At 70.6% G+C, this 14,075-nt stretch carries 10 protein-coding genes and 1 riboswitch; of the genes, 4 read left to right on the top strand and 6 right to left on the bottom strand.

Features of this window, described 5'->3' with window-relative positions:
• Nucleotides 1-77 precede the first annotated feature (77 nt).
• Nucleotides 78-1,190, top strand: a complete 1,113-nt coding sequence (locus tag DLJ58_RS07080; RefSeq protein ID WP_244218824.1) for an FAD-dependent monooxygenase — start codon at nucleotides 78-80, stop codon at nucleotides 1,188-1,190.
• A gap of 43 nt (nucleotides 1,191-1,233) precedes the next feature.
• Here DLJ58_RS07080 and DLJ58_RS07075 read toward each other — a convergent pair whose 3' ends face one another.
• Nucleotides 1,234-2,199: a CU044_5270 family protein gene (locus DLJ58_RS07075; protein WP_124854403.1), complete on the bottom strand. Its 966-nt coding sequence runs from the start codon at nucleotides 2,197-2,199 to the stop codon at nucleotides 1,234-1,236.
• A gap of 18 nt (nucleotides 2,200-2,217) precedes the next feature.
• Complete coding sequence (locus DLJ58_RS07070; RefSeq protein ID WP_124854402.1) at nucleotides 2,218-2,787, bottom strand: RNA polymerase sigma factor; 570 nt, start codon at nucleotides 2,785-2,787, stop codon at nucleotides 2,218-2,220.
• A gap of 133 nt (nucleotides 2,788-2,920) precedes the next feature.
• Nucleotides 2,921-3,002, top strand: a riboswitch (ZMP/ZTP riboswitch).
• A gap of 13 nt (nucleotides 3,003-3,015) precedes the next feature.
• Between DLJ58_RS07070 and DLJ58_RS07065 the strand changes: the two genes are divergently transcribed.
• Nucleotides 3,016-3,915 (top strand): bifunctional 5,10-methylenetetrahydrofolate dehydrogenase/5,10-methenyltetrahydrofolate cyclohydrolase, encoded by a 900-nt coding sequence (locus DLJ58_RS07065; RefSeq protein ID WP_124854401.1) that lies wholly within the window; start codon nucleotides 3,016-3,018, stop codon nucleotides 3,913-3,915.
• A gap of 276 nt (nucleotides 3,916-4,191) precedes the next feature.
• On the opposite strand, the gene DLJ58_RS07060 is transcribed toward DLJ58_RS07065, so the two are convergent.
• Both DLJ58_RS07060 and nrdR read right to left on the bottom strand, forming a co-directional pair.
• Nucleotides 4,192-7,098 (bottom strand): vitamin B12-dependent ribonucleotide reductase, encoded by a 2,907-nt coding sequence (locus DLJ58_RS07060; RefSeq protein WP_124854400.1) that lies wholly within the window; start codon nucleotides 7,096-7,098, stop codon nucleotides 4,192-4,194.
• Nucleotides 7,099-7,131: 33 nt separating this feature from the next.
• Nucleotides 7,132-7,632, bottom strand: coding sequence for a transcriptional regulator NrdR (gene nrdR / locus DLJ58_RS07055; protein WP_124854399.1), 501 nt, complete (start codon nucleotides 7,630-7,632; stop codon nucleotides 7,132-7,134).
• Between the two features lie 539 nt (nucleotides 7,633-8,171).
• Here nrdR and lexA point away from each other — a divergent pair.
• Nucleotides 8,172-8,957 carry a transcriptional repressor LexA gene (gene lexA / locus DLJ58_RS07050; protein WP_030337371.1) on the top strand — a complete coding sequence of 262 codons (786 nt, stop codon included), beginning with the start codon at nucleotides 8,172-8,174 and terminating at the stop codon, nucleotides 8,955-8,957.
• 75 nt (nucleotides 8,958-9,032) lie between these two features.
• Here lexA and DLJ58_RS07045 read toward each other — a convergent pair whose 3' ends face one another.
• Together DLJ58_RS07045 and hflX are read right to left on the bottom strand one after the other, a co-directional pair.
• Nucleotides 9,033-10,817 carry a hypothetical protein gene (locus DLJ58_RS07045; RefSeq protein WP_208740907.1) on the bottom strand — a complete coding sequence of 595 codons (1,785 nt, stop codon included), beginning with the start codon at nucleotides 10,815-10,817 and terminating at the stop codon, nucleotides 9,033-9,035.
• Nucleotides 10,818-10,867: 50 nt separating this feature from the next.
• Complete coding sequence (gene hflX, locus DLJ58_RS07040; protein ID WP_124854398.1) at nucleotides 10,868-12,322, bottom strand: GTPase HflX; 1,455 nt, start codon at nucleotides 12,320-12,322, stop codon at nucleotides 10,868-10,870.
• A 183-nt stretch (nucleotides 12,323-12,505) separates the two neighbouring features.
• On the opposite strand from hflX, the gene DLJ58_RS07035 reads away from it, so the two are divergent.
• Nucleotides 12,506-13,972, top strand: coding sequence for an NAD-dependent malic enzyme (locus DLJ58_RS07035; RefSeq protein ID WP_124854397.1), 1,467 nt, complete (start codon nucleotides 12,506-12,508; stop codon nucleotides 13,970-13,972).
• Nucleotides 13,973-14,075: the final 103 nt, after the last annotated feature.

Raw genomic sequence — 14,075 nt, 5'->3', positions numbered from 1 at the left:
CCGCCTCGTAGAGTGCTGCGGCGGCCGGCCCGTTGAGCAGCAGCTCAGGCGGCCTGAGCAACGGGGAGGTACGTGTCGTGCGGGGTGACGGTGTCCGGGTACTGATCGTCGGTGGGGGTGTCGCCGGACTGGCGACGGTGGCGGCGCTGCGCGAGTGGGGCGCGACGATCGACGTGGTCGAGCGGGCGTCCGCGCCGACCGACTCCGGCACCGGGATCTACCTCACCGGCAACGCGACCCGGATGCTCGACGTACTCGGTCTGGCCGAGTCGGTCGTCGACGTCGCCGTGGAGATCAGCCGGCAGCGCAGCGCCAACCAGCGCGGGCGTCGCCTCTTCGACATCGACGTGGCCGCGCTGTGGCAGGGCGTCGGGCCGTGCGTGTCGCTGCCCCGGGCGCAGCTGCACCGGGCGCTGCTCGACGGCGTCGGCGACACGCCGATCCGCTGGGGCCGCCAACCGGTCGCGCTCGTGGCGGAGGGCGACCAGGTCGCCGTCGAGTTCGACGACGGTGCCAGCGAACGGTACGACCTGGTGCTCGGCGCCGACGGAGTGAACTCGACGGTCCGCCGGATCGCCTTCGACGGCCAGGCGGCCCGCGACCTCGGCCAGTACGCGTACCGGTGGGTTGCCCCCCGCGTCGACGACGAGCCGGTCTGGTCGGTGCAGTTGGGGCGCGGTCGGCAGTTCCTGACCATCCCGATCAGCGCCGAGCAGACGTACTGCTACTACAACGACGGCCCGGTGGCCGACCGGCCCGGCTGGCGCGACGAGCTGGCCGCGACGTTCACCGAGCCGGTCACCACCATGCTCAAGGCCCTCGACTACGACGACAGCACCCTGCACGCCGGGCCGAACCAGGAGGTCGTCCTCGACTCCTGGTCCCGGGGGCCGGTGCTGCTGATCGGCGACGCCGCCCACGCCACCTCGCCGAACATGGCCCAGGGCGCGGCGATGGCCCTGGAGGACGCGGTCGTGCTCGCCTCGTCCTTGACCACCACCGGGTCCATTGCCGAGGCCCTGCGCGGGTACGAGGCGCGGCGACGCCCGCGTACCGGATGGGTGCTCTCCCAGACCCACCGCCGCGACAAGGCCACCGGGCTCCCGCCCGCGCTGCGCGACCTGGTCATGCGCCGCCTCGGCGAGCAGATGTTCCGCTCGAACTACGGGCCCCTGTTCGCCCAGCCCTGACCGGTCCGACGTGACCGGACCAATCAGGGCTGGGGCCCACCACTCAGGGCAGCTGGCCGGGCCGGTCCACGATGGCGATGCGCAGTAGCGCGACAGACGTGTGCAGGGACTCCTTGCCGTCGCGCACCACCGACCCCCGCCGGCCGAGGAAGAGGTGGGTGTCCCGGTCGAAGAGGAAGTCCTCGTTGCCACCGATCACGCCGGGCATCCGAATCGCCACCCCGTGCCGGCCCGCGGCGTCCACCACGTCGCCCGATATGACGACCGCTCCGGGTTCCCGCGCCAGCAGTTCGAACAGCGCGGCGAGCGCTCCCGGCGGCACGTAGCCGTCGAGCATCGACCGCGCGGTGGTGTACACCATGCTCTCGTCCCCGTAGAGGGCCTCCTCATCGGCTCCTTCGGGAAGGTGCAGGTCGACCGGATGGTCCCGAAGGTATCGAAGCAGCTCGTCCGGATCGGTGGGCAGGTCGCCGTGGTACGCGGGCGGCTGGAACGCGTCGAGGTCCTTCTCGGGATCGGCGGCATCGCCCATGCGGAGCACCCTCAGTTCGCTCCACCCGTTCGGATCGGTCTCCGGTCGGTATCGTCCCTGCGTGTACGCGACTCCACCAGCCGACTGCCACAGTTGGTTCCGGATGGTCTGGTATGGGCCGCTGTCCGGCAGGTCCCGAATCGTGGCCAGGGATTCGGTGAAGACGAACTGATCGGGTCGGGCGGTGAGCTCCGGCTGCTGCCGGGCGGCCTCGGCCGCCAGGTGGAAGATCTCCGACGCGCTGGCCGTGGGCGGCGGGCGATCGCCCAGTCTCATGGTCTGGGCCGCCAGCGCACCGGCGGTCAGCGTCACCGCCAACCCGACCGCTCCGGCCAGGCGCCAACCGCGCAGGAACCGGGTACGGCGTCCGGCCGGATGGGTCGCTGACACCATCTCGGCCCGCCGGGTGACGTGTGCCGTCAGATCCCTGAGGAGTTGCTCCTCGAAACCCTGCGGCGACTGATCGATCTTGTTCATGGCGTCATCTCCATCTCATCAAGCGAGGGTGGCGGCCGGGTGGGCGAGCACGGCGCGTACGACGCGGCGGGCACGATGCAGGCGGACCCGAGCGGCGACCGGCGACACCCCGAGCACCGCCGCCGCCTCCGCGACGGTGAGGCCGTCCACGGCGACGAGTTCGACAAGCGTCCGGGTGCCCTCGGGCAGCTCGCTCAGCGCCCGATGGGTGCGGCGGGCCGCCGACTCGGCGTCGATCCGCTCCTCGATGCGGGCGATGTCATCGGGGCCCAGGTCCCGCCGTCCGGCCAGCCGGCCGGTCACCCGCAGCCGTTGGGCCGCTCGACGCCGCTCGTCGCCGATGACGTTGCGGGCCACCCCGTACAGCCAGCCGATCTGGCTACCCCGCTCCGGCCGGTAGCCGGCCGCCGACTCGATCACCGCCAGGAAGACGTCGGCGGTCAGGTCGGCGGCGAGGTGTGGGTCGTCCACCCGCCGTGCCACAAACCGACCCACCGCCTCCAGGTGCCGCCGGTAGAAGACCTCGAAGGCCACCGGATCGGCTCCGATGCCAGAAATGTCGTCATCGGCTCGGTTCGGCTCATTCACAGGCCGTCCTCCCTCGTAGCCTTCACACCCCTTCTTCGTAAGGCGGAGCACGAGTGTTACCGAACGGCCCGCCCGGCACCGGCGGCGGCGCTGCTGGCCCAACTGGGCAGCCACCCTGGTGATGCGGCATTATCGAACCACCGGCGACTGGCGGCACGGGGATGGTGGAACCATCGGGGAGCCTCTCGCGGGCGTCGACCGCCTGGGCGCCTGCGTCGAGGAACCGTCATGACCACGACCAGCGAATCCGCCGGGCACCACACCCCATCAGGCACGGCCCGACTTCTGCCGGGTGCACCCGTCGCCGAAGCCGTCCTGGCCGAGACCGCCGACGCTGCCGCCCGCCTGCGCGGCCGCGGCATCACACCGAGCCTCGCCACCATCCTCGTCGGCGACGACGACGCCAGCGCCGGCTACATCGCCATCAAGCAGCGTCAGGCCGCCGCGCTCGGGTTCGCCTCCCCGCACGTGCATCTGCCTGCCACCGCCACCCAGGCCGAACTGCACCAGGCCATCGCCCGGTTCAACACAGATCCGGCCGTACACGGGCTGCTCGTGCAGTACCCCGTGCCGGGGCATCTGGACTACGACGCGGCGCTGCAGACCATCGACCCGGACAAGGACGTCGACGGCATGCATCCGCTGAACATGGGGCGTCTCGCCGTCGGCCTGCCCGGCCCGCTGCCCTGCACCCCCGCCGGCATCGAAGCCCTCCTGGCGTACTACGAGATCCCCGTCGCCGGTCGTGAGGTCGTGATCCTCGGCCGGGGCGCCACCCTGGGCCGGCCCCTGGCGATGCTGCTCGCCCAGAAGCGCCCGACCGCGAACGCCGCCGTCACCGTCGTACACACCGGTGTGCCGGACTGGGCCCGCTACACCCGCCGCGCCGACATCCTCGTCGCCGCCGCCGGCGTACCCGGGATCGTTCAGCCTGAGCACGTCAAGCCCGGCGCCGTCGTCATCGGCGCCGGCGTCCGCTACGACGGGCGTCGCCTCCTGCCGGATGTGGACGAAGCGTGCGCCGAGGTCGCCGGCGCGATCACGCCCCGGGTCGGCGGGGTCGGCCCGACCACCGTCGCCATGCTGTTCCGCAACGCCGTACGCGCCGCCGAACGCGCAAGCCAGTAGCCCGGTCATCGGACCCAGCCCAGGAAACGCTGGTGCCGCAGCCCGGATGCAGCGCCAAAAGCTGATCGCCGGCCCGGTCCTGAGATTCAGCGGCCAGCCCTGGTCAAACTTCCTCTCGACCTTTGATGATCAGGTGATGAAAAGTAGGTAGGAGAAGGCCCCTGACACCTATTTTTCATCACCTGATCATGGCAACACCGGGCGGACCGCTACCTGGAAACGGCGCTGCCCCGACCTCCAGCAAGGAGACCGGGGCAGCGCCGCGTTTCGAGTACGTCAGCTGCAACCGCTGGTGGAGCCGCAGCCCTCGCAGACGTAGCAGCTACCGGCGGGCCGCATCTTCGTACCGCAGGTGAAGCAGAGCGGGGCGTCGGCGGCCTTGCCGATCACGGCCTCCAGCAGTTCGGTGCTGGAACCCACGCTCGGAGCCGGCTTGGCGACGGCCACGTCGGCCATCTCCTGGGCCGGCTGGGCGACAGCCTCCGGCTTGGCCGGCGTCTCCACCGGCGCGGACGATGCCATCGCGGTGAGCTCGGCGCCGGTGACGCCGGCGGCCTCCGCGTCGGCCTCGGCCCGCAGCTGCGCGGCCCGCTCCGAGGCGGTGAAGATGCCCAGCTCGGCGCGACGCTCGTAGGGCAGGAAGTCCAGCGCCAGGCGACGGAAGATGTAGTCCATCACCGAGGCCGCCATCCGCACGTCCGGGTCGTCGGTCATGCCGGCCGGCTCGAAGCGCATGTTGGTGAACTTGCTGACGAACGTCTCCAGCGGCACGCCGTACTGCAGGCCGATGCTGATGGCCACCGAGAAGGCGTCCATCACGCCGGCCAGGGTCGAGCCCTGCTTGGACATCTTCAGGAAGACCTCACCGAGGCCGTCGTCCGGGTAGGACGACGCGGTCAGGTAGCCCTCGGCGCCACCGACGGAGAAGCTGACCGTCTCGGACGGGCGCTTCTTCGGCAGGCGCTTACGCACCGGCCGGTACTCGATGACCTTCTCGACCGCGGCCGGCGCGGCCGTTGCGGTCTCGACGGCGGCAGGCTCGGTGGCCTTGTTGGACTTGGCCACCGACAGCGGCTGACCGACCTTGCAGTTGTCCCGGTAGATCGCCAGCGCCTTGAGGCCGAGCTTCCAGCCCTCGAAGTAGATCTTCTCGACGTCCTCGACGGTGGCCGCCTCCGGCATGTTGACCGTCTTGGAGATGGCGCCGGAGACGAACGGCTGGATGGCCGCCATCATCCGAACGTGACCCATCGGGGCGATCGTCCGCTCCCCCATGGCGCAGTCGAAGACCGGGTAGTGCTCCGGCTTGAGGCCGGGGGCGTCCACCACGTGGCCGTGGTCGGCGATGTGCTCGACGATCGCCTCGACCTGCTCCTCGGGGTAGCCGAGGCTGCGCAGGGCGCGCGGCACCGTCTGGTTGACGATCTGCATCGAGCCGCCGCCGACCAGCTTCTTGAACTTGACCAGCGCCAGGTCCGGCTCCACGCCGGTCGTGTCGCAGTCCATCATGAAGCCGATCGTGCCGGTCGGGGCGAGGACGCTCGCCTGCGCGTTGCGCCAACCGAACTTGTCACCGATCTTGTTGCCCTGGGTCCACTGCTTGGTCGCCTCGCGGACGATCGCGGTGGCCACCGGGCTGGTCGGCTTGATCTCGTCGTTGGCCGCGGCGTGCTTGCGCATGACACGCTTGTGCGGCTCGGCGTTGCGGGCGTAGCCGTCGTACGGGCCGACGACGCCGGCCAGCTCGGCCGAGCGGCGGTAGGCGGTGCCGGTCATCAGCGACGTGATCGACGCGGCGACCGAGCGGCCCTGCTCCGAGTCGTACGGCAGGCCGGAGGCCATCAGCAGGGCGCCCAGGTTGGCGTAGCCGATGCCGAGCTGCCGGTAGGCGCGGGACGTCTCACCGATCTTCTCGGTCGGGAAGTCCGCGAAGCAGATCGAGATGTCCATCGCGGTGATGACGAACTCGACGGACTTGACGAACTTCTCCACCTCGAAGCCACCGTCGGCGCGGAGGAACTTCATCAGGTTGAGCGAGGCCAGGTTGCACGAGGAGTTGTCCAGGTGCAGGTACTCCGAGCACGGGTTCGACGCGGTGATCCGCCCGGTCTCCGGGCAGGTGTGCCAGTCGTTGATCGTGTCGTCGTACTGCAGGCCCGGGTCGGCGCACTCCCAGGCGGCCTGCGAGATGGTGCGGAACAGCTTCTTGGCGTCGACGGTGTCGATCACCGAGCCGTCGAGCCGGCCGCGCAGGTCGAAGCCCTTACCGTTCTCGACCGCCGACATGAACTCGTCGGAGACGCGGACCGAGTTGTTGGCGTTCTGGTACTGCACGCTGACGATGTCGGAGCCGCCGAGGTCCATGTCGAACCCGGCGTCACGCAGCGCGCGGATCTTGTCCTCCTCGCGCGCCTTCGTGACCACGAACTCTTCGATGTCCGGGTGGTCCACGTCGATGATGACCATCTTGGCCGCCCGGCGGGTCGCGCCGCCGGACTTGATGGTGCCGGCGGAGGCGTCCGCGCCGCGCATGAAGCTGACCGGGCCGGAGGCGGTGCCGCCGGACGAGAGCAGCTCACGGGACGAGCGGATGCGCGACAGGTTGACTCCGGAGCCGGAGCCGCCCTTGAAGATCAGCCCCTCCTCCTTGTACCAGTCGAGGATCGAGTCCATCGAGTCGTCGACGGCCAGGATGAAGCAGGCGCTGACCTGCTGCGGCGACGGCGTGCCGACGTTGAACCAGACCGGCGAGTTGAAGCTGAACACCTGGTTCAGCAGCATCCAGGTCAGCTCGTGCGCGAAGACCTCGGCGTCGGCCGGGCTGGCGAAGTAGCCGTACTCCTCACCCGCGGTGCGGTAGGTGGTGACCACCCGGTCGATCAGCTGCCTGAGCGACCACTCGCGCTCCGGGGTCCCCACCGCTCCCCGGAAGTACTTGGTGGTGACGATGTTCGCCGCGTTGACGCTCCACGACTCCGGGAACTCCACCCCACGCTGCTCGAAGTTGATCGAGCCGTCCCGCCAGTTCGTCATCACGACGTCACGGCGCTCCCAGGAGACCTCGTCGTACGGGTGGACCCCCTCGGTCGTCCACACCCGCTCGATCTTCAGCCCCGCGCCTGCCTTGTTTCGTGAACGGCTAGTTGTCACGCCGTCGCCCCCCTCGTCTGCGCGGTGCCCCACCGCGCGTCCCAATCTCTTGAAAACTGTGAAGACTCAGCTGGTACGGCCGGCGGTTTCCACCGCATCGGCCCGGCCCTGCTCCCGGGCTCGCGCCGCGGCCCGCAACGTCTCGATCTCGCGCTCGAAGTCGGCGAGCGAGTCGAACGAGCGGTAGACGCTGGCGAACCGCAGGTAGGCGATCTCGTCCAGGTCGCGTAGCGGACCCAGGATCGCCAGGCCCACGTCGTGGCTGGGGATCTCGGCGGCCCCCTTGGCCCGGACCGACTCCTCCACCCGCTGCGCGAGCAGCGCGAGGGAGTCGTCGTCCACCGGCCGGCCCTGGCACGCCTTACGCACCCCGCCGATGATCTTCGTGCGACTGAACGGCTCGGTCACCCCGCTGCGCTTGACGACCGCGAGGACCGCCTCCTCGACGGTGGTGAACCGCTTGCCGCACTCCGGGCAGGACCGCCGCCGTCGGATGAGTTGGCCGTCGTCGGCCTCCCGCGAGTCGACCACCCGGGAGTCAGCGTGCCGGCAGTACGGACACCGCATCGCCCACCTCCAAATAATGATCAACTGCGAGCACACCGGACGCCCCCGGGCACGACTCACCGCGACGGTGCCATCCTCGGATGGCTCCCGCCGTGATCGACGTTACGGGAGTGCGGTCGGTAGTCAAACCCAACCTGTAGGCAACTTACGCCCGTGTCACTACTACATCTAGGGGTTGACCGTATGTCGCTGGGGAAGCCGGGTCAAGTTGGCCGGCGTGTCCGGCGCGTCACGGACCATCCGGTCATCCACACACCGCACAACGCCCGAAGACCCAACGTCACGATGCCGCCCGGGTTACCGGCCAGCCGGCCGAACACGGCCGGAAAATGGTCCAGGATCGAACACCAGTGCTACCTGACGTACCATTTATCAGAACATCCGTACGACCGGAGCGCTTTTTCACCCCGACACGCCGGTGAGAGGTCGTACAGATGTTTGAAAATGACTGATCTCACCTATACGGTCATGAACAACGTGGCACCACCGCACGCACCACGAGCCGACGAGGCACCCAGCGCCGACCAGGGAGGACGGACGTGACCGAGGACCGGGCCAGCCGGCCGAAGAGCCCGCAGCAGATCACCGAGGCGGGCCCCCCGGCCACCCGACGCCGCAGCGCCGCGCGCAGCCGGACGGGTCAGCCCGCCGTGCGCCAGGTCACCCCGGTGGTCAGCGCCTTCCCCGACCCGGCGACAGTCGACCTGACCGCGCGCCAGCGGCGCATCCTGGAGTTCATCCGCACCTGGGTGGAACGCCACGGCTACCCGCCGAGCGTCCGCGAGATCGGCGAGGCGGTCGGCCTGGTGTCGCCGTCCAGCGTCGCCTACCAGCTCAAGGAGCTGGAGAAGAAGGGCTTCCTGCGCCGCGACCCGAACCGGCCGCGCGCGGTGGACGTCCGCGCCCCCAGCGAGGCGATCGACGACGAGCTGTCGAGGGCACAGCGGCCCACCCCGGCGTACGTGCCGATGCTCGGTCGGATCGCCGCCGGTGGGCCGATCCTCGCCGAGCAGGCCGTGGAGGACATCTTCCCGCTCCCCCGCGAGCTGGTGGGTGAGGGCGAGGTCTTCATGCTCCAGGTCAAGGGCGACTCGATGCTCGACGCGGCGATCTGCGACGGCGACTGGGTGGTCGTCCGGCAGCAGCCGACCGCCGACTCCGGCGAGATCGTGGCCGCCATGCTCGACGGCGAGGCGACCGTGAAGACCTACCGGCGGCGCGACGGGCACGTCTGGCTGATGCCACAGAACCCGGCCTTCGACCCGATCCCCGGCGACGACGCCACCATCATGGGCCGGGTCGTGGCGGTGCTCCGCCGGATCTGACCGATCGGCGGTGTGGGTGCCAACAGCGCTCACCCACACCGCTCGTCAGGGCGGCTGAGCGCCCTGAACGTCCGATCAGTAACGGTCGCCCCGGGGACCGCGACCGCCCCCGGGATACTGCCCGTACGGGTCTACCGGCGCGTCGTCGTCGCGTCGGCGGCCGGGCCGCTGACCCCGGTAGTCGGGCTCCTGCCCTCCGCGCCGTGGCGGCTCCGCGCGACCGGGCTGACCGCCGTCGCCGCCGTACACGCCACCACCGGGACGGCCACCGCCGCTGCCCTGCGGACGGCCACCGCCACTGGCCGGGGGACGGCCACCGCCACTGGCCGGGGGACGGCCACCGCCACTGGCCGGGGGACGACCGCCACTGGCCGGGGGACGACCACCGCCGCCAGCCGGGGGACGACCACCGCCGCCAGCCGGGGGCCGGCCGCCGCCGCCGTAGACGCCAGCACCGCCGCCGCCGGGTCGTGGCGCACCACCCTCAGCCGAGGCCGGCCGGCCGCCACCGCCGTACACGGCACCACCCGCCGGGGCCGGGCCACCGCGACCCGCACCACCCGCCGGGGCCGGGCCGCCGCGACCCGCACCACCGCCGTAGACCGCGCCGCCGGCCGGTGCGCCGCCTCCGTAGACACCACCCCTACGGTCATCGTCGGCCGGGAACCCGTCAACGGCGCGGCCCCCGCGCGGGCCGAACGGCTCGCCGTCCGGCTCCGACGGGTCGGACGCGTCAGCTGTCGGCGGCCGACGGCGGGCGCGAACGATGCCGAAGATTCCGCCGGCGACCAACAGCAGGCCGATCAGCCCGACCGCCCCGACCATGTACGTGATGTCGTCGAGGCTCAGCCCGTCGATCCACGATTTCGAGGCGGCCGGCTTGGCGCCGTCCTCGGGGGCCAGTGGCACGGCGGTCGACGTGGACGGGGTGTAGCCGAGGATGTCGACTGGCTCGTCTTCGGTGAACCGGCCCGCGTCGGAGACGGTGACGAACGACTTTCCGTCCGAGGTGTAGCTGATGGCCTCGCCGAACGGGTCGGCCAGCGGCGTCACCCGCGGCTTGCCGGTGGTGAGCGCGCCCACGATGTCGCCACCGGTCACGTCGAACTCGAAGGCGTCCGCGTACGTGCGCAGGACCACCCGGGAGCCGTCCGGTGCCCGGGATGCGCCGGTGATGGCGATCCGGCCGAACGTGTTGAGGGTGTTCTCCGTCTGGGTCTTCGGCAGCGTGATCTCGCCGGCCTTACGCATCGGCACCGGTTCGGTGTCGCCGCTCCTGAGGGCCGCCGACGGCGTGTAGATCTCGGCCTTGCCGCTGGTCACCTTGGTGATGATCAGCGGTTTTCCGTCGTCGCCGATGAGCAACGCCTCAGCGTCGTGCGGTTTGGCCTCGGGGTAGGAGAGCCGGTGCAGCGTCGGCTCCTTGGCGCCGGTGACCGGCATCGACCAGAGCGCGATGCGGCTGCGGCGCTCCTTCGAGTCGGGGTTGTCACCGGTGTCGGCGATCCAGAGGGTGCGGCCGTCCTTGGACAGGGCGAGATCCTCGGTGTCGAACGGACCCTGCCCCGAGTAGCGGACCGGCTCCTTCGAGATCTTGCACTTGCTGTCGAGGAAGAACACCCGCTTGCGCGCCGCGACGTCGGTGCTGTCGTTGATGACGATGTAGCCACTCTTGGTGGCCACCAGCCCGGACAGCTCCCGTAGCCGCTCGTCGGTGATCGTGCATCGCTTCTGGCCAGGGTTCGCGGCGGGCGGCCCGGACGCCCCAGGGGCGGGAGCCGCTGCGGCGACTCCGGCGAGCGCCACGGTTGCCCCGAGCAGGCCGAGGGCAACCGTGATCGAGGAAACAACGCGGCGCATTCGGCCAGTGTCGCATGCCGCGCGTTTCCGGTGGATGACGCCGTGGCCGCTCAGGACCGGCTGCCGGCCGCCTGCCCCTGCCGCTCCACGTCGAAGGCCGTCAGCTCCGCCGCCAGCTCCGCGCCGACGCGGACGTGCAGCAGAGTGCCCTCCGGCAGGTGCGACGTGCTGAGCACCTCACCCGTGCGGTGCGCCCGAGCCACCAGGTCGCCCCGGTCGTACGGCAGCACGGCCCGGACCTCCACGGCCGGACTCGGCAGCCGGTCCTCGATCGCCGCGCGCAGCTCGTCCATGCCCCGCCCGGAGTGGGCGGACACGAAGATCGCGTCCGGCCAGAGCCGCTTGAGCCGCAGCAGAGTGTCCTCGTCGGCCGCGTCGGTCTTGTTGACCACCAACAGCTCGGGGAGCCGGTCCGCGCTGACCTCGGCAAGCACCGCGTGGACCGCCCGCACCTGCTCCTCCGGATCCGGGTGGGTGCCGTCCACGACGTGCACCACCAGATCCGCCTCCGCGACCTCCTCCAGCGTCGAGCGGAACGCCTCGACGATCTGGTGCGGAAGGTGTCGGACGAAGCCGACCGTGTCGGAGAGGGTGTAGAGCCGCCCGTCCGAGGCGGTGGCCTTGCGGGTCGTCGGGTCCAGCGTGGCGAACAGCGCGTTCTCCACCAGCACGCCCGCGCCGGTCAGGCGGTTGAGGAGGCTGGACTTGCCGGCGTTGGTGTAGCCGGCGATGGCGACCGCGGGAACGGCGTTGCGGGAACGCCGGGCGCGCTTGGTCACGCGTACCGTCTTCATGCTCTTGATCTCGCGACGCAGCCGGGAGATGCGGTGACGGATGCGCCGCCGGTCGGTCTCCAGCTTGGTCTCACCGGGACCACGAACACCCACGCCGCCGCCGGCGCCACCACCCCGGCCGGAACCACCGGTCTGCCGGGAGAGCGTCTCACCCCAACCGCGCAGTCGGGGCAGCAGGTATTCGAGCTGGGCCAGCTCGACCTGCGCCTTACCTTCCTTGCTCTTGGCGTGCTGCGCGAAGATGTCGAGGATCAGCGCGGTGCGGTCGACGACCTTGACCTTGGTGCGCTGCTCCAGGTTGCGCAGCTGCGACGGGGACAGCTCACCGTCACAGATGACCGTGTCGGCGCCGGTGGAGAGCACCACCGCGCCAAGATCGTCGACCTTGCCACGGCCGATGTACGTGGCCGGGTCGGGTCGGGTACGACGTTGGATGAGCCCTTCGAGCACCTGCGAACCGGCGGTCTCGGCCAGCGCGGCGAGCTCGGTCAGCGAGTTTTCCGCGTCGGTGACAGTGCCTTCGGTCCAGACGCCCACCAGGACGACCCGCTCCAGCCGCAGCTGGCGGTATTCCACCTCGGTGACGTCGGTGAGCTCGGTCGACAGGCCCGGGACGCGTCGGAGGGACTGCCGTTCCGACAGCTCCATCTCGCCGGTGGTGACGTCGTCGAGCTCGTCCTCGACGGGGACAAAGCTCTCCTGGTCTCGCAAGCGGTTCTCCTGTCCGTTTTGATAAGTAGAACGTAATCCTGACATGACACAACGCCGAACGCACCTGCTATATGCCCATGGTGAAGCTCGCCAAAAGTGGGGGCGAATGCTGGTCGGCCGCGACAACCCGGTAGAAATGCGGGCGGCGGCCGAGCGGCCGCACAGCCGTTACGGAGGGATCCCGTGGCCATCACCCGACTGCCCAGCGCCGGATTTTCGATCACCATCCGGATCGCCGTCACCGCGGACGCCTCCTCGATCGGCCGGCTCACCACCTCCGTCGGCGAGGCCGGGGCGATCGTCACGGCGCTGGACGTGGTGGACTCGGACCCGACCCACGTGATCGTCGACCTGACCTGCGACACCGCCGACGCCGGTCACGCCGACCAGGTGGTCGACGCGCTGACCGCGCTGGACGGCGTGGACGTGCGCAAGGTGTCGGACCGGACGTTCCTGCTGCACCTGGGCGGCAAGATCGAGGTGACCTCGAAGGTCGCGCTGCGCAACCGCGACGAGCTGTCCCGCGCGTACACCCCGGGGGTGGCCCGGGTCTGCATGGCGATCGCCGAGAACCCGGCCGACGCCCGGCGACTGACCATCAAGCGCAACACCGTCGCGGTGGTCAGCGACGGCTCGGCGGTGCTCGGCCTGGGCAACCTCGGCCCGGCCGCGTCGCTGCCGGTGATGGAGGGCAAGGCCGCGCTGTTCAAGCGCTTCGGCGGGGTGGACGCCTGGCCGGTGGTGCTGGACACCCAGGACACCGACGAGATCGTGCAGATCGTCAAGGCGATCGCGCCGGCCTACGGCGGCATCAACCTGGAGGACATCGCCGCGCCGCGCTGCTTCGAGATCGAGGCCCGGCTGCGCGAGGCGCTGGACATCCCGGTCTTCCACGACGATCAGCACGGCACCGCGATCTGCGTGCTGGCCGCGCTGACCAACGCGCTGCGGGTGGTGGGCAAGCGGCTCGAGGACGTCCGGGTGGTCGTCTCCGGATCCGGAGCGGCCGGCACCGCGATCATGAAGCTGCTGCTGCGCCAGGGCGTCGGCGACATCATCGCGTACGACCGGGAGGGCGCCCTGCACCGCGGGCAGACCGGGCTCAACTCGGCGTGGCAGTGGCTGGCGGAGAACACCAACAAGGAGAACTACTCCGGCGACCTGCCCGGCGCGATCCGCGGCGCCGACGTGTTCATCGGGGTCAGCGCGCCGAACCTGCTCACCGGCGACGACATCGCGCAGATGGCGAAGGACTCGATCGTCTTCGCCCTCGCGAACCCGGACCCGGAGGTCGACCCGCGGGAGGCGCGCAAGCACGCCGCAGTGGTCGCCACCGGCCGCTCGGACCAGCCAAACCAGATCAACAACGTGCTCGCGTTCCCCGGGGTGTTCCGCGGCATGCTGGACGCGCACGCCGAGGAGTTCACCGAGGAGATGGCGCTCGCCGCCGCCCGGGCCATCGCGGACGTGGTCGGCGAAGACAAGATCAACCCGACGGTGATCGTGCCGAGCGTCTTCGACTCCCGGGTCGCCCCGGCGGTCGCCGCCGCCGTCCGCGCCGCCGCGCACAACCCGAGCCCGCTCCCGGCCGCCGACCCCGGCCCCGCCGACCTCCCCGAGATCGCTGCGAACGCCAGCGCCACCCCGTAAGGCGCGAACCGCCCACCGGCCACGCCGTTGATCAAGAGGTTTGCGTCAGGTTTCGCGTAGTCCCTGACGCAAACCTCTTGATCAACACGGGTGGGGGTGGGGG

The sequence above is a fragment of the Micromonospora arida genome (assembly GCF_003857035.1).
Lineage (GTDB): Bacteria > Actinomycetota > Actinomycetes > Mycobacteriales > Micromonosporaceae > Micromonospora > Micromonospora arida.
The sequence above is the reverse complement of the archived record's forward strand: the minus strand, read 5'-3'. Positions and strand labels throughout refer to the sequence as shown.